This window comes from Clostridiales bacterium FE2011 (genome assembly GCA_017569305.1).
Taxonomy (GTDB): domain Bacteria; phylum Bacillota; class Clostridia; order Christensenellales; family Aristaeellaceae; genus Aristaeella.
Genome location: CP069418.1, coordinates 3,211,076 through 3,232,325, shown reverse-complemented (window position 1 = coordinate 3,232,325; position 21,250 = coordinate 3,211,076). Strand labels below are relative to the sequence as shown.

At 54.8% G+C, this 21,250-nt stretch carries 16 protein-coding genes and 1 tRNA gene; 2 read left to right on the top strand and 15 right to left on the bottom strand.

Translation table 11 applies throughout. The annotated features are described in order from the left end of the window. Positions 1-192 precede the first annotated feature (192 nt). From JRC49_14525 to JRC49_14500, 6 genes are all read right to left on the bottom strand, one after another. A complete protein-coding gene (locus JRC49_14525; GenBank protein QTE70979.1) occupies positions 193-639 on the bottom strand; it encodes a hypothetical protein in 447 nt (148 codons plus the stop codon). 70 nt (positions 640-709) lie between these two features. Then, a complete protein-coding gene (locus JRC49_14520) occupies positions 710-1,420 on the bottom strand; it encodes a GntR family transcriptional regulator (protein ID QTE70978.1) in 711 nt (236 codons plus the stop codon). A 160-nt stretch (positions 1,421-1,580) separates the two neighbouring features. Continuing rightward, positions 1,581-2,222: an ABC-2 transporter permease gene (locus tag JRC49_14515; GenBank protein ID QTE70977.1), complete on the bottom strand. Its 642-nt coding sequence runs from the start codon at positions 2,220-2,222 to the stop codon at positions 1,581-1,583. Continuing rightward, positions 2,219-3,070 (bottom strand): ABC transporter ATP-binding protein, encoded by an 852-nt coding sequence (locus JRC49_14510; protein ID QTE70976.1) that lies wholly within the window; start codon positions 3,068-3,070, stop codon positions 2,219-2,221. The genes JRC49_14515 and JRC49_14510 overlap by 4 nt, the downstream gene beginning before the upstream one ends. A 6-nt stretch (positions 3,071-3,076) precedes the next feature. After that, positions 3,077-3,448 carry a GntR family transcriptional regulator gene (locus tag JRC49_14505; GenBank protein ID QTE70975.1) on the bottom strand — a complete coding sequence of 124 codons (372 nt, stop codon included), beginning with the start codon at positions 3,446-3,448 and terminating at the stop codon, positions 3,077-3,079. A 289-nt stretch (positions 3,449-3,737) separates the two neighbouring features. Next, positions 3,738-3,813, bottom strand: a tRNA-Thr gene (locus JRC49_14500). 88 nt (positions 3,814-3,901) lie between these two features. Between JRC49_14500 and JRC49_14495 the strand changes: the two genes are divergently transcribed. Both JRC49_14495 and JRC49_14490 read left to right on the top strand, forming a co-directional pair. Continuing rightward, positions 3,902-5,185: an HAD-IC family P-type ATPase gene (locus JRC49_14495; protein ID QTE70974.1), complete on the top strand. Its 1,284-nt coding sequence runs from the start codon at positions 3,902-3,904 to the stop codon at positions 5,183-5,185. An 87-nt stretch (positions 5,186-5,272) separates the two neighbouring features. Beyond that, on the top strand, positions 5,273-6,253 hold the full coding sequence (locus JRC49_14490; protein QTE70973.1) for an HAD-IC family P-type ATPase: 981 nt from the start codon (positions 5,273-5,275) through the stop codon (positions 6,251-6,253). 81 nt (positions 6,254-6,334) lie between these two features. Here the strand turns inward: JRC49_14490 and JRC49_14485 are convergent, their stop codons facing one another. From JRC49_14485 to JRC49_14445, 9 genes are all read right to left on the bottom strand, one after another. Then, complete coding sequence (locus tag JRC49_14485) at positions 6,335-7,006, bottom strand: hypothetical protein (protein ID QTE70972.1); 672 nt, start codon at positions 7,004-7,006, stop codon at positions 6,335-6,337. Then, positions 7,003-8,904, bottom strand: a complete 1,902-nt coding sequence (locus JRC49_14480; protein ID QTE70971.1) for an ATP-dependent Clp protease ATP-binding subunit — start codon at positions 8,902-8,904, stop codon at positions 7,003-7,005. Before JRC49_14480 ends, JRC49_14485 begins: the two co-directional genes overlap by 4 nt. 16 nt (positions 8,905-8,920) lie before the next feature. Then, positions 8,921-10,159 carry a CapA family protein gene (locus tag JRC49_14475; GenBank protein ID QTE70970.1) on the bottom strand — a complete coding sequence of 413 codons (1,239 nt, stop codon included), beginning with the start codon at positions 10,157-10,159 and terminating at the stop codon, positions 8,921-8,923. A gap of 5 nt (positions 10,160-10,164) precedes the next feature. Further along, on the bottom strand, positions 10,165-10,878 hold the full coding sequence (locus JRC49_14470; GenBank protein QTE70969.1) for a polyphosphate polymerase domain-containing protein: 714 nt from the start codon (positions 10,876-10,878) through the stop codon (positions 10,165-10,167). A 230-nt stretch (positions 10,879-11,108) separates the two neighbouring features. Then, positions 11,109-11,819 carry a DUF4956 domain-containing protein gene (locus JRC49_14465; protein QTE70968.1) on the bottom strand — a complete coding sequence of 237 codons (711 nt, stop codon included), beginning with the start codon at positions 11,817-11,819 and terminating at the stop codon, positions 11,109-11,111. Between the two features lie 37 nt (positions 11,820-11,856). Next, positions 11,857-15,012: a lamin tail domain-containing protein gene (locus JRC49_14460; protein QTE70967.1), complete on the bottom strand. Its 3,156-nt coding sequence runs from the start codon at positions 15,010-15,012 to the stop codon at positions 11,857-11,859. 368 nt (positions 15,013-15,380) lie between these two features. Then, positions 15,381-18,533: a DEAD/DEAH box helicase gene (locus JRC49_14455; protein QTE70966.1), complete on the bottom strand. Its 3,153-nt coding sequence runs from the start codon at positions 18,531-18,533 to the stop codon at positions 15,381-15,383. Between the two features lie 268 nt (positions 18,534-18,801). Then, the gene (locus JRC49_14450; protein QTE70965.1) at positions 18,802-19,215 is read right to left on the bottom strand and encodes a YbgC/FadM family acyl-CoA thioesterase; all 414 of its coding nucleotides are present in this window, start codon (positions 19,213-19,215) and stop codon (positions 18,802-18,804) included. A 4-nt stretch (positions 19,216-19,219) separates the two neighbouring features. After that, positions 19,220-21,220: a PAS domain-containing protein gene (locus JRC49_14445; GenBank protein ID QTE70964.1), complete on the bottom strand. Its 2,001-nt coding sequence runs from the start codon at positions 21,218-21,220 to the stop codon at positions 19,220-19,222. Between the last annotated feature and the right edge of the window lie 30 nt (positions 21,221-21,250).

Below are 21,250 nucleotides of genomic sequence, written 5' to 3'. Positions count from 1 at the left end.
CTTTCAGTCGTTGTTCCTCAATTCAGAATTCACAATTCAGAATTCAGAATTATATAGTGTTTTCCTTCCCGCCGAACGTCCTTACAGGCTGTCATTCCGACCAAGGCCGCAGGCCGCGTGGAGGAATCCCTTGATACGCCTGAAAGGCGCATATTATTCAGCATTCATTATTCATTACGATCATAAATGCTTTCATTTACAGAAAGCGTTTATGATCGTTACAATCACCCACGCTGCGGCGGCAATCCCTACCAACCAGGTCAGATCCCGGATAATGGTCCGGCTCTTCTTCTTATCCTTCGCCGTCACTTTTGCCTGTTTCTCCAGCTGGGACACCCGGTTCCGCAACTCGGTCACGTCCTGGTCATGGTTCTTCCGTTCTTCCTCGAGGGATGTCTCCAGCAGGTTAATGGTGCTCTCCAGCTTCTGGATCCGCTTATCCTCCTGGGTCATCAGGCCGTCCACTTCTTTGCGCAGTTTCGTCTGGTCCTCGCACAGGCCTTCCGCCACCAGGGTCATTTCAGCCGTGAACTGTTCAATCAGCTGGTTTGTATTCTCGCCCTTCACCATTTTCAGGGCGCCATCCCACAGTGTGGGCTTCTTCGTCTTCTCAGCAGTGAGGGTCTTTTCTTCTTCCATGTCGAACGCCTCCCTTCCTCCGGATTGTACCATATCCGGGGATCGTTCCTCAACTTTCTTCCCGGGATTATCAGATAGTGAACACAAAGCGTTCACCGCGGATCAGCTGCACATTGGTATGCAGGGGCCGTCCCCGCTGGTCATAAATCACCTCATGCAGGCAGATGAGAGGTGTGCCTTCTTCCGTTTCCAGCAGTTCAGCCTCATCCCTGTCCGCAAAGCGCAGGGACACATCGTGCAGGGCTAGTTTCGGTTCCACGCCGTATTCCCGCAGAATGTTGTACAGGCTGCCGCTCAGATCCTGATCCTGCAGCCAGGCATAAGCCATGGAGAAGTGGTTCCTTTCCAGCACCACGGGTACGCCGTCCGCCCGGCAGACCCGGAGGATTTCCAGTACCCGGCTGCCTCGGCTGATATTCAGCCCTTCCGCGGCTTCCGCCCCGGCCTCCGTTTCCCGGACGTGAATCACATCAATGGAGGGTTTCACCCGGTTCAGCTTGCAGGAATCATGGAAGCTGTGCAGGTTCTTCAGCGGCAGGCCGCCCCGGGGCGTGGCCACAAAGGTTCCCTTGCCCTGTTTCCGCTCCAGCAGGCCTTCCGAGGTCAGCTCCGCCAGGGCCCGGCGTACCGTTACCCGGCTGACCTGGTACAGTTTCTCCAGCTCATGCTCCGGCGGAATCCTGCTTCCCACAGGATAGACTCCCCGCTCGATATCTCCCCGGATCCGCTGCATCAGCTGATGATAAAGCGGACTGAAGCTTTCAGACTGCAACCCTTTCAACGTGTATCCCTCCGATAATTCTTTTCACTGGTTGTATTGATACATTTCAATACAACATAATGATAGTAACACTTCTCCATTCAAAAATCAAATTGTCAACCTCGTCCAATTATAAATAAACAAAAAACACGGCCGGGAAATCTCCGGCCGTGTTTTATTTTCAGAACTCTTTCTTCTTCATCCAGCGTACGCCAAGGATATAACCGACGACCGTGATAATCACCGCAATCCCTGCCGCCAGCAGCAGGAGTCCCGTCTGACCCAGCTGTGCGAAGAATGCTGTCACCGCTGTCTGCTGATCCGGTGCCACTTTTGTAATCAGCAGCACAATGAGCGCAATGCCGGCGATTATGGCATACAGGATGATCCTGCCCTGGTCGCCTCCGAAGCGAATCCGGATCGGAATCATCAGGGAAACAATCATCGCACCGGCACAGATGGAAAAGAGAATCAGCGTACCCAGATCCGTTCCCTGTCCATCCGGGCTGATGAGCGTGCGCACAAGGCAGCAGGCTATAGCAAACACCAGGGATGCTGCCATCAGGATGCCACCCAGCAGAAACTTTTCCGTCACATACGTCTTCCGTTCAAACGGAAGGGTAAACAGATGGGTCAGGCTGTGATCCACCTCATCGTAACTGATGGTACTGATCGTCAGAATGGAAGCCATCATCATCATATAAGGAAATCCGAAACCGTCGTTGTGCATGGCCGTAAACCATACTGCCAGCATGATGTATACCGGCAGAATCTTCCTTTGATTCCGCAGCAGGCAGAAGTCCTTTATCAGCAAGCCTTTCATAGCGTTTCTCCTTTGAGCATCATCATAATATATTCATCCATGGTGATCCGTTCAACCACCATTCCCGGACAGTTTTCAGCATAATAGCGCTTCTGGTCGGTCAGCAGGCTCCAGCCGAAGCCTTCCTTCCGTCTGCGCAGAATATAGCTTTTATCCAGCGTCTCCAGGTCCTTGTCGCTGACCTTCAGCACCGCGTAATCGCTCAGCAGCCTGTCAGTTTCCTCATGGCAGATGATCTGCCCGTTGTCGATCATATAGAAGTCGTCGCAGAGCTGTTCCAGGTCTCCGGAGATGTGGGAGCTGATCAGGATGGAGCGGTTTTCATCCTCTGCCACATACTCCCGGAGCAGGTCCAGGATCTGGTCCCTTGCCACCACGTCCAGGCCGGCGGTGGGCTCATCCAGGATCAACAGTTCCGCCTGATGGCAGATCGCGCTCAGCACCCGGATTTTTGCTTTCATACCGGTGGAAAACTCCTTGATCTTCTTGTTCTCCGGCAGGGAAAGCTCCCTGGCCTTTTCCAGGAAAAGTTTCTTATCAAAGGAAGGATAAAAAGCGGCCAGCACCCGGGATATATCTTTCACCGTCAGTTCCCCGCTGAAGCAGGATTCCGCCAGCACAGCGCCGATGCGCTTTTTGTCTTCCACCGTCGGAGCTTTCCGTTTGTTTCCGAACAGTTCCATTTCTCCGCCGTCATTGGAGATCAGGCCCATAATCGCCTTGAAGGTGGTGCTTTTGCCGGCGCCGTTTGCTCCGATAAACCCGGTAATGGTGCCCGGCCGGACCTCCAGCGAGCAGTTCAGGGTAAAGTCCTGGTATTTCTTGGTCAGATTGGTCAGTTTCAGCATACAGAATTATTCCTCCGTGATGATATCGAGCATGTTGGCGAGTTCTTCCCGGCTCACACCGTACCGCTTCGCCTTTTCGGCCACAGCCTCCAGATCCCGTTCCAGGTCCCGGCGCTGTTCCTCCTGGATCATGGACCGGTTCGGCGCGCAGACGTAGGTCCCCTTCCCGTGGATGGTGGCTGTCAGGCCTTCCTCTTCCAGCGCGTCATAGGCTTTCTTCACCGTGAGGGCGCTGATCTTCAGGTCCCGGGAGAGGACGCGGACCGATGGCAGCGGATCATTCTCCGCCAGTTCCCCGGACAGGATCATATGCTTGATCGAGGCAACAACCTGTTCGTATATGGGAATCATGGAATAGGTATCAATAATAATGTTCATGGGGTCAGACCTCTCATGTGTTGATTCAACACAAACAGTATATAACAGTGTAAAACTGTTGTCAACTGTTATATACTGTTATACAAAAGTTTTTTTCATAAAAAAGACAGGAAGCATTCTTCCTGTCTTCTTATGTGAACAGTATCTGTATTTCGTCTGAAATATGCCTGCGCTCTATGTCATTCTCCCCTGTCCTGTGATACAATGTGCAGGTGCTTTGAACCGGCTGAAACCGCAAAATGGGTACAAAAAAACCCAGGGCCCATTGATGCAACGTGCTCCAGGTTCATGGAGCTGATAGCCAGATTCGAACTGGCGACCTCATCCTTACCAAGGATGCGCTCTACCGACTGAGCTATATCAGCACGCTGTCTTGCGACAACGGACGTATTCTATCATACCGTCAGTAAAAAAGCAAGCCTTTTTTTCACGGTTTTTTCAGAAAGGAATTCCATGCGAAAAGATCTTACCCTGCCCTGCGAACTTCCCGGTGATTTTGCCTTTACAGACCCCACCGGACTGACTGCTTCGCAGGCGGAAGAAAAGCTCCGGGCCGGCCGCGGAAACCAGATGAAAGATCCGGATAACCTGAGTCTGCCCCGGATCCTGCTGAACCATACCCTGACCCTTTTCAACCTGCTGAACCTGTCCCTGGCGCTGTGTCTGCTGCTGGTCGGCAGTTACCGGAACATGCTGTTCCTTTTCGTGGTGTTTGCCAACATCCTGATCGGCGCTGTACAGGAATACCGTGCACGGAAAACAATTGCCTCCCTGAAGCTCCTGAACGCCCCTTCCGTCCACGTCCTGCGTGACGGTAAGGAAATCATCCTGGAAAAGGAAGCCACCGTAGAAGGCGACCTGATCGTCCTCCGGGGCGGTGACCAGGTGGTTGCCGACTGCGTGGTGGTGGACGGCAGCGGTGCCGCCATGGAATCCCTGCTGACCGGAGAAAGCAACGCCGTCCCGAAGCAGATTAACAGCTGGCTTTATTCCGGTTCCTATATAGTGGAAGGCAGGCTCCTTGCCCAGCAGGTATATGTGGGCGATGAAAGCTATGCGGGCCGTCTCACCTGTGAAGCCCGGAAAGATACCCGCCCCGCTTCCCGCCTGATGACAGACCTGAACAAGCTGATCCGTTTTGACTCCATGGTGCTGATTCCCCTGGGCGTGCTGCTCTTCCTGAAACAGCTGCTGCTCCGTCATATTCCCGTTGCTGAAGCCGTTCCCTCTTCTGTGGCAGCCATGATCGGCATGATTCCGGAAGGCCTGGTCCTGCTGACCAGCGTGGCCATGGCCGTCGGTGTGGTCAAGCTGGGCCGGCGCAACGCCCTGGTGCAGGAGCTTTCCGGTATTGAAACCCTGGCCCGGGTGGACGTGCTGTGCCTGGATAAAACCGGCACCCTGACCACCGGCACCATGGAACTGGAAACCGTGGAAGGCGTGGAATGCACCCGGGAGGAAACGGAAAAGTCCCTTTCCCGGCTGCTGGGCGTCTTTGACGAGAACAGCGCCACGCTGAACGCTCTGCGGGCAAAGATCACGCCTGCCGATGAAAAGCCCCGGGACGTGCTCCCCTTCTCCTCTGAGCGCAAGAAATCCGCCGCCACCTTCTATGACGGCACCATGCTGATTCTCGGCGCGCCGGAATTCGTCCTCGGCGACCGCTATCCCGCGGAGCTCCGCCAGCGAGTGGAACAGTACGCCGCGGAAGGCAAACGGGTCCTGGTCCTGGTGTAAGGCCAGGGACTGGTTTCTGCCGAATCCCTGCCGCCCTTCAAAACCATCTGCGGCATCTGTGTCCTGTCGGACCAGCTGCGCCCCGCAGTGGATGAAACCCTTCGCTATTTCCGGGAGCAGGATGTGGATATCCGCATCATCTCCGGCGATAACCCCATCACCGTTTCCATGATTGCCCGCCGTGCCGGCATTCCCGGCTGGGACCGGTATGTGGACGCCTCCTCCCTGAAAACCGAAGAAGACCTGGATGACGCATGCGACCGCTATACGGTCTTCGGCCGGGTTACCCCGGAGCAGAAGAAGGAACTGGTGCTGGCGCTGAAGCGCAAAGGCCACAATGTGGCCATGACCGGTGACGGCGTCAACGATATCCCCGCCCTGAAGACAGCGGACTGCTCCATCGCCATGGCCAGCGGCGCGGACGCCGCCCGCAGTTCCGCCCAGGTGACGCTGCTTTCCTCCGACTTCAGCGTGCTGCCCGACGTGGTGCTGGAAGGCCGACGGGTCATCAACAATATTACCCGGGCCGCTTCCCTGTTCCTGACCAAGACCATCTTCAGCTTCCTGCTGAGCCTGCTGATCCTGGTGTTGCCCGCGGTTTATCCTTTCCAGCCCATCCAGCTTACACTGATCTCTTCCCTGATGATCGGCCTCCCCGGCTTTGTGCTGGCCCTGGAACCCAGCGGTGAACGGATCCGCGGAGACTTCCTGCGCACGGTGCTCTACCGCGCCCTGCCGGGCGGTATTGCCGCCGCCTGCTGCGCCTCCATCTCCATGGCCATGACCTGGGCCGGCTGGTCCCATGAGCTGTGCAGCACGCTAGCCACCCTGTGTGCCGGCGCCATCTGCTGGATCGTGCTGATCCGCGCCTGCCTGCCCCTCAATCATCTCCGCCGTGCCCTGCTGCTGGTGACCGCAGGAGCCTTTACACTGGCCTTCCTGCTGCTGGGACATATCTTCTTCCTTGTCCCGCTTACAGGCCCTGCTGTGGCCCTTTTTGGCGGCCTGGTGCTGCTTGGCGGCGGACTGGTGCTGCTGTGCGACTGGATCCTGAAACGCAGGACCTGAGCCTGCCAATCCGAAATCACAGATACCAATTCATGACACACAAAAAGGAGCGGAATCAATCCGCTCCTTTTCCTGTTTTCTTTAAATACCCTTGAATTCTCCGCCGCATTCCACAGACAGTTCCACCGGATCCACAAACATGAAATTCCGATGCAGCAGCTGCAGCCGCGGATAAGTGGCATTAAACACGGTTTCTCCCGCGTACTCGCCCTTCACGGTCACTTCCTCCACCGGCAGGCAGGCCAGCAGGTCCCGGGCGATCCGGAGGCCCATGGCGGACAGATACAGCTTCCTGTTCTTTTCCATGTACCCGGCCTTGCAGATGAAGGTGCTTTCCAGCTTCGAAGCGGACACGGCCCGCATGCTGATGTTCTCGGCATAATCCGTCAGTTCTCCCAGCGGATTGGCCTTCTGCAGGACTTCCGTATAGGCATCCAGGTCTCCAGCCAGCACCTTTTCCGCGTGCTTGTGGTAGAAGGACCACATCTTCAGGGTGGTCAGTCCATCCGCCGGCGTGCTGTGGGACAGCGCGTCCGTCCAGTCAATGGACTCATCCGCGGTCTTCCAGAGGTTCCGGATCTCCGTGCCGGGTTTTTCCGTTTCCTTCACAGCAGGCTTGGGCTGGGCAGGCTCTGCAGCAGCAGGCGCTTCCGACGCCACCGGCATCACGCCTCCCCACAGGTCCGAGGCAATGGCTTTCATCCGCTTCATGAACTCATTCTGGTCCATGGGGCTGTTATACTGATCACTCATTTTTCAGCGGCCTCCTCCCTGCGGCAGATCACACTCGGCGGATTGGCCGTCGTGTTGAAGCCTTCGATTACGATGTCCGCGTCTCCGGTAACCCCGTTGTCAAACAGCCAGCGGCTCAGCGGGTTGATCAGGAGGCTTTCCACCTGGTTGCCGATACCGCGGCCGCCGTTGGACAGGTCGAAGGTAGCGGCTTCCTGCAGGCTCGCATAGGCGAAGTCTTCGATCCGGATGTTGATATTCTTCTGTTCCCGCAGCCGGCTGATGATCTTGTTCACCTGGGCCTTCAGGATCAGTTCGGCGGCTTCCCTGCGGATGTAGTCAAACACCACGATGTTTTCGCCGATACGGTTCAGGATTTCAGGCCGTCCCAGTTCCAGTTTGAAATAATCCTCAATGGCGGAACGGACCTTGGTCTGTACTTCCGGATAAGGCATATCCATGGTCACGTTGGGTTCCCGGTTTCCGAAAGCGTCCTTGACGTAGATACCCAGGTTGCTGGTGAAGATGATGATCGTCTCGGAGAAATAGACCGTATTCCCCTGTCCGTCGGTCATCCGGCCGTCTTCCAGGATCTGCAGGAACTTGTCCAGGATGGAGGAATGGGCCTTTTCAATTTCATCAAACAGCAGGATGCAGAAGGGATTCTTCTTCACCGCGTTGGTCAGCTGACCACCGGCTTCATATCCCACATATCCGGGAGGTGCACCCATCAGTTTCTGGTCAGAATGGCTCTGGCCGTATTCACTCATGTCAAAGCGGATACAGGTGCTTTCATCGCCAAACAGCTTTTCAGCCAGGGCTTTAGCGGTTTCAGTTTTACCGGTACCGGTGGGGCCGGCGAAGAACAACACGCCCTTGGGCTTGCCGGCGGAAGAGGAATTGACGCCGTTCATACCGGTCACGGCGCGCTTGACCACGTCCAGCGTCCGCTCCAGGGCGGTATCCTGTCCCTTGATCCGCTTTTCGAAGTCCTGTTTGGCCGTCTTCAGGCTTTCCATGTTCAGGCGGCTCCAGGGATTCTCCTTGATGCCGTATTTATACAGATCCACCACTGTGCACAGATCCTTGATCGGAATCTCTTCCTTCTTGCACAGCAGCCGCATTTCGTCCAGTTCTGTAAAGGTCATGCCCTCGGTCAGGCCGACGAAGCGCTCCTTGATCCGTTCCAGTTCGTCCGGATGCTCGTTATAGTACGGCAGATCCCGGCGGTAAACGGTGCCGGAGAAGAACCCGGCAAAGTTGTTGCCGGTCATCATCCGCTTCCGTTCCTCCCGGTCCGGGGCTTCCAGCCGGAGGATCTTGCAGACCGGGTTGTTCAGGTAGAACCAGGCCGGCAGGTCATTCAGCTTGTTCACCAGCAGTATCAGCAGGTTCTGCTTCTTCCCCTGGGTCGTCCGGACCCAGGAAGCGCTAAGGGCGCTCTGCATCAGGATGTTGAAGCTGTTCACGTCCTGCTGGTCCATACGCTCGGGCGTTGTAATGTAATGGCTGGCCATTTCCAGCACGGTGACCGTGGCGGCCTTGCGCTGGAACATTGCCCGGCGGATCACGTTGGGAGCGGTATCCGCACCGTTGCCCTTGAATTCCGCCTGGATCGCGCCGTCCTTGATGGTCGTTCCCGTGGCTGCGGCGAAGCGGTTCAGCATGGAAGGATCATAGGGGCTCATAAAACCGACCAGGTTGCTGTAGAACACCACCTGGTCATATCCGTTGTCTGAAAAGAAGGTGTGCAGGTACCGGCTCAGCGGGATGATTTCATCCTGCTCCACGGAGCCTTTCAACGGATAGCGGTACTGATCCAGCACATTGCCTTCCAGGATCAGCAGGGGCTTGATCCCGCTGAACAGTTCCAGTTCCCTGTGCCATTTCGGAATCAAAGATTCGTTTGTCTCGCTCATTGTTTCCTGTCCTTCCTTACTTGCCTGTACTGTTCTTTTTCTCTCTGGTCGGTTTTGCGCTCGGTGCTCCCGGCGCCCCGGCCTTGTCGACTGTATCATCATTTTCCGGAATCATAACGCCGTCAAAGGATGGCAGATACGGGAAAACAATTTCAGTTTTGCCGTCCTTTTCCGTCATCGGCGGAAGCTCGATGGACGTATCCTGCTTCATGATTTCGTAGACCGCCTGTGCCTGCTTCATCGTCAGGCGCATGGGATGGTAGTCATTGGGAAACAGCAGTTTCTGGGTCAGTTCGCCCTCCGGCTGGTAATCCGGGTTCGAACTGGTGGTAAACACCGGGTAAGCCGTCATCTGCTGGCCCAGATACTGGTTATCGTTGCTGAAGGTCAGTTTTGCCTGAACCACCAGGCCGTACAGTGAAATGGCCAGCGGATCCTTCGGCACTTTGCCGGTCCGGATGTTCCGGTTGCCGCCGAACACGAAATTGCCCAGCGAGTAGAACACGCTCCGGTTGTTGATCACGCCCATGCCCTGGGCAACGTGGGGATGATTGATGATGATCAGGTCAACGCCCGCGTCCTTGATCAGCCCGGTGACTTTCCGCTCTGTGTCTTCGTCATGGTACCGCTTATATTCCGTACCCGTATGCCAGCAGACAATAACAGCGTTCGCTTTATCCACTTCCCGGGCCTCGGCGATCTTCTTCAGGAACTTCGGCCGCTGTGTATAGAGCACAGAATTCTGAAGGGCGAAGAACGCGATGCGCACTCCGTCCTTTTCATACAGGTAGTAGGTGAAGTCCTGGAACCACTTAACATTGTTATTATCCAGCGCCTTCTTGGTATTCTCCTCACCCTGCTTGCCGTAATCACCCACATGATTGTTGGACAGGGACGCAGCTTCAATGCTGTTCTGTGCCAGGATCTTCGCATATTCTGTATTGCCGCGGAAAACGTGCAGCTTGCTGGACTTGTTTGCCTTACTGTCCGTCAGCGGGCCTTCCAGGTTGATGACCGTCAGGTCATCCTGCTCAAACATCTCCCGGAAATTTGAGAAAAAGTAATCATATCCTTTTTCTTTCACCGCGTTGTCAAAGCTGTCCGGCCTGCCCTGCTCGTTCGCCACTCCGCCCAGCGTCACGTCACCTGTGAAAGTAATCGTGACGGTCTTCTCGGCAAAGGCAGCGCCCACGGAAAGCAATACGGAAAGTACCAGGATCAGCGATATGAAGGTCCTAACACAGGTCGTGCGCATACAGCTTATTCCTCCCCGGGGAACTCAAACCGGCGGCACCAGGTATATTTACTGATCGCGCTCGGCAAGGCACCCTGGCAATAAGTATTCAGGATATCTCGGATATAGGAAGGCAGGCTTTTGTTATACTTGACTTCCAGGATCATCAGGTTCTCATCAAAGGGAGGAACTGTCGGTACATAGGGATTGAAAAGATCCTTGCTCCAGAGTCCTGTCCGCAGCTGCTTGTCAAAGGTGATCCGTACCTCTTCCGCAGGATGGAGATAAGCTTCCCGGACGTAGTCCACCAGCACCACCGGCCGCAGCAGGTTCACGGTCATTTCCCGGAACACGTCGTTCAGCAGGCCGCTGCGCGTGGTTTCCAGTCCGGTCGGGTCTCCGGCCATCAGCTGCTCACACAGGAGCTTCGGAATGGAAATGCTGCGCTTGGAGATCAGGCTGCCGACCTTGGTCTTGCATTCCAGCTTGATCACCTTATCGCTGAAGTTATAAATCCGGATCCGGTATTTGTCACGGTTCTGTACGCCGCTCACCTTATCGACAAACGCGTTATTGAACACCGTGTCAAAATACAGGGAGCGGATATGATATTCGTTATATTCGTCTCCGTTGGGATCGCGGTTCAGAATCCCGTCCAGAATGCCGGACAGCACAAAATACTGCCGCTCATTGATAAAGTACTTCAGCTCGTGCCGAAGCGGAAGTGTATTCATAGACACCGCGAATCCCTCCTCTCCATGTTTATTAATTCATAATTCACAATTCATAATTCATAATTGAGATACTATACCTTTCCCTTGCGAGCTGGTTCATATTGTATCTGTTTTCAGATCATAATTGATGAAAAATGAATTAGAATCGCATTCATTCTTCGTGATCTGCTTCAGGCAATCCATAATTATGAATTGTGAATTATGAATTATAAATTGTCAGGCACTGACCTTTCAGGTCAGGTGCCTGCTTCCACCTGGCAAGCCACCAGGGTTGCGTCATGCACACCTTCGATGTTCAGCACAGCGCTGACCAGGTCCTGCTTGCTGTCCAGGCGGACTTCCACAGTCATTTCCGCACCGGAGCGGGTCACAGTCTTGCTGCGCAGCTTCCGCTGACGGACAGTCCGGCGCAGCAGCTGGGTGATCTCCTGCTCGGCATAGTCGTCATAGTGAACCACCAGCAGATAGGAGTTCGGATTGCGGAAGCGGATGAATGTCATGGCCATCAGGATCACACTGATGCCCAGCACAACCGCCAGGGCGTGTACATACAGTTCCGCTCCCAGCAATATACCCATTGTCAGCGACCAGAACATGTAGGCCGTATCCATGGGATCCTTCACTGCCGTACGGAAACGCACAATACTGAGGGCGCCCACCATACCCATGCTCAGGGCGATATCGCTCTTGATACACATAACCACAGGCGTGGTAATCAGCGTCAGCATCATCAGCGTCATGGCGAAGGTCGGGCTGTACAGCACGCCGCGGTAGCAGCGTTTATACACGAAAGCAATGATCAGGCCGACGATGCAGCCCATCACCAGTCCGATGATGATCTTCCAGGGCGTCAGATTCTCAAACTGGCTGAGAAAATAATCGCTCAGGCTGGCATCATTCTTCAGGATTGATTTGACTCCCGCGGCATAGGCAGTTGAGATAAACATTGGGGATTCCCTCCTTGAAATGGATTATAGCTTCGAATCAGATTGCATTGGCCGGCATTTCCGGTTTCGGTCCGAAATAATGATTCATCTGGTCATCCGTCAGGTTGAACGCTTCCTGTGTGAACTCCCACAGTCTTGTGGGTCGCTTCCGGATTACGTTCCGCAAACGGTTTACACGGGACTCCCAGTATCGGTAAGCGCCTTCAGCAGTGGTCGGTGCGTCAAAGATAACAGCCTTATCATTCTGCGGGCCCCAGAAATCCCAGTGCATTTTCATCTCGGGCTCAATCAGCGCTACCAGCTCATCCAGCTTCATTTCCATCACTTCAGTGGTCAGTGTCTGGAAAATTTTTCCGTAAATCGTCAGGTACTTGTCCTTGTACTCCGGAACACTCAGCAGCTTCAGGAAAATGGTATTGTCAATTCCCTTCTGGCCCATACCCTTGGCCTTGGTATAGCTCCAAGGGCTGTTGAATCCAGAATCGTACAGACCGTAGTCTACGTCGTACAGCACCCATTTCCACTTGCTTCCGTCCATATCGAAACGATAGAACCGGGTGTTACCGATATCACTGTTGCCGAAGAACATTTCGAATCCCAGGTATTCGAACAGGTTGTCCACGTCCACATTGTCCAGGATGTACTGCAGATCCTCGTCGTTCTTCGCGGGATTACCGGCCTTGATCTTCTTGACCATCGCCTTGTATTCCTTGTTGGAACCATACTTCCTGGATCCGCTGCCCTGCAGCAGGGTAATTTTGTCCGCCATGTCCAGCGGCAGGCCTTCATGCTGTGCCAGCATGAACCGGTCCGTCCGTTCCCGCAGGTTCATATTGCCCCAGTAATGACCGTTCAGATAAACAATATAGGGTTTCCAGGCCTGGTGTGCCACCGTGGAACCACAGTAATCCATCAGCCGGCTCTGGAAGCCGTCCTGCAGGCGGGTAAACATACTGTCGTTACCGCTGTTACGCAGGACAAGTCCCTTGTATTCCGTAAACTCGCGATCCGGGAACAGTTTGGCCGCGAAAGTCTTTTTCCCGTACAGGCTCTTGGCCCGGAACTTGAAGCTCTTCTGCGGCATATCCAGGGAGAAGTCACCCATCGTGGAGAAGGCAGCACCCTGGCTGATCAGCTTGTTTCCGGCGTCGTCGTATATCTCCAGGTAGCATTCGAAATTCTGTCCGGAGATTTTCACCTTACGGTAAACAGAGTTCTTGAACGGGAGTTTTTCCTTGTTGATGTTTTCCCCGATGGTCAGCATACCGTTTTCCGGATCATCCAGGTTACTCGGCTCTGTCACAATGCAGGCAATGGGCAGGGTGTGGAACTTGTTAACCAGGTATGTTCCGGTGATCACGTCGCTGGGGCGTTTGTCGCCGGTAGCGTAAGCCCTGGCCCGCAGCACGGAAATATTGTTGACCTCCAGCCGTTCGCCCGCGTGATAAGGGATGGAGTTCTGGGTCGGCGTCGTACAGTCCTTCGTATAGAAAACCTGGGTGCCTTCCGGAATATTGATTTCCACGTAAATGGCGGAATAATACTGCCCCGGTTCCACAGTAAAGGAAGGCTTTTCGGCATAGCCGGTAAATCCGTTTCCGTTCTGCTGCAAAGGCGTTGGCGTGTCATAATAAAAAAGCCCTGCCATTCCGGGGGTGCGGCCGTAGGATACATCCGTTCTCATTTCCGGAAGATTTACCTTGTCCAGCACTCTGCCTGTCGGATCTGTCAGGGTTATGGTTTCCATTTTCAGCTTTCCGACCTTGAAGGCGGCATGCGGCTCCTGATTGGTGTTTTTATCATTCGCGCTGTCGCACATGACCACCTTGTATTCTCCCGGGCTGATGGAAGTCCCGGTCGGAAACTGCCACTTTCTTCCGTGATCCAGCCGGTCGCTTAATCCCCAGCCTGACAGGTCCACTGTCTCCCTGCCGGAGTTATAGATCTCCACCCAGTCGCCCGCGGCGCTGTTGGGATACACCTGCACGGAGTCATTACTGGCCATCACTTCGCTGATATAGACCCCTGTTTTGTTCATTGCCCGGAGGTTGATATCCATCTGGATCTCACCGCTCCGGTTGTTCGGCAGGGACGGTGTCGGCGTCTGGAACACCTGCATCTGTCCGTATTCATTCCGGCCCCAGCTGCAGTCCAGCGGCAGGTTATCAATCATGATGCGGTCCAGCACATGTCCCTGGCTGTCCGCCAGGACAATGGTCTCCCGTTCCGCGCTGATCTTGAAATTGGTATGGGGTGCGTTCTTCACACGGTCCATCCGGTCCTTGCCGGTGCAGAGCACAATATAGTATCCGTTGGCCGGGATTGTCGCGTTATCCGGGAAGCGCCATTTCAGCGGCTTACCCTCATTGTCGCTCAGTCCCAGGCCCGCCAGGGAAATCTCACGGTTTGTAGTGTTATAAAGTTCGACCCAGTCGCACAGCTCGTCGTCATCATCCCGCAGGCCGGTGATCGGATCCGCCATCACCTCGTTGATGACAATGGAGCCGTCGGATACGGAGATGCTCTCCCGGTACATCCGGTTGCCTTCCTCGGTGTTTTCATAACCGGGGCTGAACCAGGAAACCACTTCAAATCCGTTCACCGTCAGCGCATAGCTTTCATCGCTGGTCATGATCGGATATTTGCAGCTGTCAATCAGGTAAGCGTTCTGATCGTACAGATATACCGTCTCGATGGCGCTGGAAAGCTTGAATTTGGCGTGGAGTGCCTGATTGACATTAGCCTTGTTGGTGTTGTCGCAGAACACCACCACCCGGCCGTCAGCTTCCAGGCTGATATTGGGGAACAGGAATTTGATCCGGTCTCCCCGATCGCTCAGGCCCAGGCCTTCCAGGTTGATAATATGATCCGTACTGTTCCAGATCTCAATCCAGTCGGCATATTTGCCGTTTTCGTCCGTCACAGCGGTATTGTTGGAGGACATGATCTCACTGATCACCAGTCCATCGTACGCACCGATGACCTCGCCAGTGTTGTCCCCGACCAGACCGGATTCCGTTCCGATGGAATAGGTCGCGCGACGGGTCGGCTCCTTCGGTGTAACCAGGATCACGATCGCAATCAGCGCAGCAAAACCGGCCAGGAGAATAAAGTTCATCCGGATCTTCCTGCGGCGCAGTTTAGTGGCACGGGAAACCGCACGGCGTCCCTCGGTATTCGGATTCTTATCCATGGATTTCCCCTCCTTCCGGACAATCACAAATCTTATAAATTATACCACAAAGAGCAGTTCTCTGCAAACTCCTGCACGTCTTTGACGTGGGAAGTTTGCAGATCAATTCATAATTCATAATGCATAATGCATAATGAGATATACTTTCCCCCAACAGGACCCATTATGCTCCCGGTTAACAAACGAATACACCGGACTTTTTCTTCCGCCAGAAAAACAGAATATAAGTAAATATCACATTCGCCGTCAGGCGAATATTTCATATCCGAAGGATATTTCACATTGAGTCGCAGACTCAATATTTCATATTTGCGGAAGGCCTGTCCGGCCTTCCGCAAATATTTCATTGTCCCGTTTGAGCAAACCACTTACTCAAACAGCGCCCTGATTTCCTGTTCGCTCATTCCGCTCAGCACCGTCTCTCCCGGCGTGATCAGCCGTTCAAACAGTGCTTTCTTCCGGGCTCCCAGTTCCACCACCTGCTCTTCAATGGTTTCGCCGGTCACCATCCGGATCACGGTAACCTTCTTTTCCTGGCCGATCCGGTGTGCCCGGTCCGTTGCCTGCTCTTCCGCGGCGGGATTCCACCAGGGATCATACAGGATGACCATGTCCGCGCCGGTCAGGTTCAGACCGGAGCCGCCTGCCTTCAGGCTGATCAGGAAGATCTGTCCTTCTCCTTCATTGAATCGATCCACCATGGTCAGCCGTTCACCGGCCGGTGTATCGCCGTCCAGGTAAAGGGTGGAGAATCCGCTTTCTTCCAGCCGGGTCCGCAGCAGCTTCAGCATGCTGGTAAACTGGCTGAAGAGCAGGATGCGCCTGCCATTGCGGATCATCTCCGGCATCAGCTCCAGCAGCATTTCTTCCTTGCCGCTTCCGCCCCGGTAATCGGACATCACAAGCGAGGGATGGCAGCAGATTTCCCGAAGCTCTGTAATAGCACTCAGCACCTCGATGCGTCCCCGCCCTGCACCCTTCTCCTCCAGCAGTTTGTTGATCTGGGGCCGCAGGCGTTCCAGGGCTGCCCGGTAAATCTTCTCCTGTTCCTGCGTCATCCGAGCCGTCAGGGTGGTTTCCGTCTTGTCCGGCAGTTCCTCCAGCACGTCCTGTTTCAGGCGGCGGATGAGGAAAGGCTGGATCCGCCGAAGCAGGTCTTCGGCGTTCTCGCCGTCCTGGTACTTCCGGAGGAAGGTATTGTATCCCGGCAGATAACCGGGCAGCACAAAGTCAAAGATGCTCCACAGCTCGCCGACCCCGTTTTCCATCGGCGTACCGGTCAGGGCAAAACGGGTATCCGCCTGCAGCTGTTTCACTGCCTGTGCCGCCACGCTGCCGGCGTTTTTGATGTTCTGCGCCTCGTCCAGGATCACAAAGCGGAATGGATAGTCCTTCAGCAGGGTAATATCCCTCCGGATCAGCGGATAGCTGGTGATCACCACGTCCATATCGCTGTTCTGGGTAATATGCCGGATCAAGCCTGCCCGCTGCGTTCCGTTTCCGCTCAGCACCGTCACGCTCAGATCCGGCGCGAACTTCCGGAACTCGCTCAGCCAGTTATAGGTCAGGGAGGTCGGCGCCACCACCAGGCTGGTCCGTCCGGGTTCCCGGGCCGCCAGCATCAGCGCGATAATCTGGGCGGTTTTGCCCAGGCCCATCTCATCCGCCAGGATACCGCCCATGTGCATCTTATCCAGCCCGGCCATCCATTCATAGCCGCGCTTCTGGTAATCCCTCAGGCTCAGGCCCGAAGCCATCTCCGGCGCCTCGGTTTCCCCGCTGCCATTCGCCAGCGTCTCGGACAGGGCTTTCACCTGCTCGTCCATTTCAATTTTGACGCCGCTGTTCTCCAGCATGCTGGTCAGGTAGCCCGCACGGTATGCCCGGAGTACGATCGTATCCCGGTTCAGCTCGTTGCCGTCCCGTACTGCGGCCTCGTAGATACCTGCGGCCGTCTCCTGCCAGTTGGCCAGGTCGTTCAGGTCCAGGAATTCCCCGGTTCGGAGACGGAAATACCGCCGTTTCCGGCTCAGGGCTTCCATCAGTTCCAGGATTTCATCCACCGGTTCGCCGTCCCGGGTCAGCATCAACTCCAGCCGGTCGCCGTTCATCCGGATGCTTCCGGACAGGATCGGCCGCCGGGGTACAATGCGCTTGAAGTCACGGCTGAGGAAAACCTCGCTGACTTCCTGCAGTCGCTTGACGCCCTTACCGACAAAATCAAAGACCGCATCCGTTCCGCTCAGGCGGATATTCTCCCGCCCGACCCGGAAACCGGCATTGGCCAGGATATCCAGTACCCGGTGCTCCCCTTCCGCGTCCCGGAGCAGCAGCTGTTCTCCCTTATCCAGGGTAATCTTCTTCTTTTCCACGCCGAAGGGATTCAGCGCAATCTCCCCGTAGGAGAACCGGACGGAAGCGATCACGCTCTTTCCGTCCTTATCCAGGTAAACCTCGCTCTTCAGCGGCAGGCGGACCAGCCGCTGGCGCAGTTCCTCCCCGATTTCCACCGCGCCGCGGATCTTCAGGTATGGCAGCACCTCGCCGATCACCCGCTCCGTATCCTCCAGCGGGTATTCCATGAGGCTGCGGCCCTCATACTGGTTTTCATAGATCAGCCGGATCAGCCGGGTCTGTTCCCGTTCCGTCCGGATCAGGCTTCCGCCGGTCATTACCCAGGCACAGTCCGCCGTTACCGGTTGCAGATCCGGCGGGATTTTTCCGCTCACCTGCAGTCCCCGCGGTCCCAGGTTCACCGTAAAGTGTACCGGCACCTGGACGCCCCGCAGCGGCTTGCAGTGGACAATCTTTCCGCTCTGGTCCATGATGCGCAGCACCGTATCTCCGTCCAGGTCCAGCATTTCTTTCGCAAACGGATCAGGAAGACGCATCAGCCGGTTGGCTGCCGGATTTGCCGCCCGGCTTCCCGGCTCCTGCACAGAACACAGCTTCCGCAGGATGTCCAGCACCCGCATATCATCATCCGTGTACCGCATCCACTCGGGCTGATAGGTAAAGTCCATGCCCAGCGGCAGGACCTCATTCTCATCCGCCGCCGCCAGGAATCCGCGGATATCCTTGATCACGTAGAGCTTCTTCTCACCGGTCCGCAGGCCGACCCGCAGTTCCTGCCCCGCTTTCTGGGGAAGCACAAGGGTCACTTCCAGCCGGACATTTGCCTCGGCGGGCATCTCCCGCAGGATCATATCCGTAAGCTCGGCCGCTGTATCCGGAGCCTGCTTCTTCATCATGCTTTCCGGCACCTTCCGGCGGTCCGCGTAAAGCCACACAGCCACCGCGTGCCTGCAGCATCCCTTATGCAGGAAAACATCACAGTCGCAGTGAATCACCAGGCGCCGGGTCAACGTCACGGAATGCAGTCCCTGGTCCGTCACGGTATAACGGATCATTCCCTTGTCCTCTTCCGCTGTCTTCACAGCGCCGATTTCTTCCAGGTCCCGTCCGGCCGCGTATTCCTCCGCCCCTGCCAGCTTTTCCATCAGCAAAGGATTCAGTCTCATGCTCTTCTCCCCGCTCACAAAATATCGAACTTATAATAGTTCGACTACAAAGCAGTTTTTTCCTTTCTGAAAACAGCTTTGTTTAATTCATAATTCACAATTCATAATTCATAATTATATATACTTTGCCAGTTAAAAAAGTCAAACAATCAATATCCGACATGTCTCCAACCGATATTTTGACTTAAGGCTTCAGACTATCTTAATTGTGAATTATGAATTATGAATTGTGAATTCAAAAAGAACCTGCCGCAGCAGGTTCTTTTTTTCATCCGTTCAGTATCTCTTTCAGCACAGCATCAAGATCAGGAATCGCCTTCTTAATCGCGACCGGCCTTCCCGCCGTATCGATAAAGCAGTGATCAGACGCTGCTTCCGCCACCACATTTCCGGTCCGGACGTTCCGCATCACATAGGAAAGCGAAATCTTCACCCCGGTATACTGGGTCAGCTTCACCTCAATCTCGATTTCATCATCGTAGGTCGTCGGCACCTTATAATCACAGGTGAGCGACACCACGGGAGAGGCGATGCCCTCCGCCTCCAGGCGGGACATGGTAAAGCCTGTTTCTGACAGGTAGTTCATCCTCGCTTCTTCCATAAAGCGGATATAGTTGGAATGATGGGTGATGCCCATCTTGTCTGTCTCATAGTAATGAACTTTATGGATATATTTACTCATTGGCTTACTCCGGTTTGTTTGATAGTTCGCCGAGGGTCGTCTCGCCCCAGCTGTAATTCGTCAGGTAGCTTCCCTTGAACAGGTTGGCATATTCCTCTTTGCCTGAGCAGTACTGATAAAGATCGCACTGTACCTTTTCCATCACGATCCGGCGTTTCCCGTCCACCGACTCTACAATATCCGAGATACCGTATTCCTCCAGGGTGTTCTTCAGGCGAAGGGCCACCTTGCGGTACCGGGACATGGTCACCGTATTGGCCGGTTCATCCTCCCACAGGAATCCGATTGCTTCCTCCGAGGTGATATAGCCTCCCCGGCGGTCCACCAGCAGTGCCAGCAGCTCCTTGGATTTCTTGTTGCGGAAGGCAATGGGCTTGTCTCCCACAAATACGTCGAAATAACCGAAGGTGCGGATGGAAACCGTGCGGTTCTCCGGCAGGGTTTTCTTCCCGTCCGGTTCCGTATCCTCCACCTGATACAGCATGACGTATCTCGGCGTTTTGCCGCCGGACTCCTTCGGGGAGCAGATAGCCTTGATCTTCCGCTCCGTTTCCGTGCCGTAATCGAAATAGGTATATTCCGCCTCACCGGCCCTGAGCAGTTCCAGATAGTCCTCATAGGCCGCTTCGCTGTAGGCGACAAAGCTTTCCAGCGGCGTGAACTTTTCGGTCAGGATCGCCCATTCTTTTTCCGTATATCCAAAGAACTCCTGTACGTTATCGCTGGCATAGAGCGGTTTGACCTGACCGTCCGCCGAAACCTCAAAAGCGGCCAGTCCGTCAGAGAACTGCATGACCAGGTCCTTCATGTTCTGCTTCAGTTCATCGTTTTCCGTCTGCAGCACATGCTCCTTGCCTGTCTCCTGGATCCGGCGGCAGCAGTAATAGCTGACCGAATCATCCACCTTGATAAAGATGCCTGTATATTGTTTCATCTCCCCGTTGCCGGAGCGGGCGTTGTAGGTAATCTGGGGCGGCCTGGTATCCGATTCATACAGCTTTTTCTGGCAGAAATCCCGGAAAAAGCCACGGAACTTCTCCCGCGATTCCGCCTCCACCGCACCCAGGGTCCACTTGTCCAGCGCTTCATCAATCAGCATGGGGACGTTTTCAAACATTTTGAAGGAGGATCCGTCTTCACAGTGCAGGCATCTGACCGTATTGGAATCCAGGTTGAATTCAAAAATCTTGTCATAGACGTCGGTCAGCGCCTTCATATAACGTCTGGTTTCGGCGTCCTTCCGCATCTGGTGCCTGGCGGTGATATCCATGCAGACACTCTGGAATTCCTCCGTTCCTTCCTCATTGACGGTCTTTGTGACCCAGCCGAAGACATAGGCCCGGGTTCCGTCGCAGCGGAGCAGGGCCATCTCCCCGGCAATGGGCGCGTCCGCCGAATAGACACGGTTCAGGTATTTGGAAAACCGGCGCTGTTCCTCCATCGGTACCATCAGGAAGATATTTCCCTTATACATTTCAAGATAATCCAGCTCGCCTTCCCGGACTGCCGGGCAGCGCAGGATATCGATCATTTTCTGGTTGATATAGGTCAGCCTTGGCTGCTTTTCGCAGGTGTATTTCATAAATCCGCAGGGAATGGTTTCATTCAGGAACTGCAGATCACTGTTTTCTTTCTTCAGGTCGCTGATGTCCGTCAGTACGGAATTTCCTTCATACGTGCCGTCATCCAGTCTCCGGGAAGTCAAGGTATCCCTTACGCAGATCACCGTGCCGTCCTTCTTCACAAGGCGGTACTCCCCGGTCAGGGTCAGCTCCCCTTTTGTCCCTTCACGGATCAGTCCGGAATACTTCTCCCGGTCCGCCGGATGAACCAGCGGTTCATACAGATCCCTGCTGTCATCCATCAGTTCATCCTCTGCGTATCCCACCATCTCACAGAGATTACGGCTTACATAGGTCAGATGCACCGGCTCATTCAGCCGGTACTGATGGAAGCCGCTGATCTGCCGGCTGAGTATGTCTTCCGTATTGTTCAATCTGTTCATCACAACTCCTTTCGCAGAAAGGGATTCCTG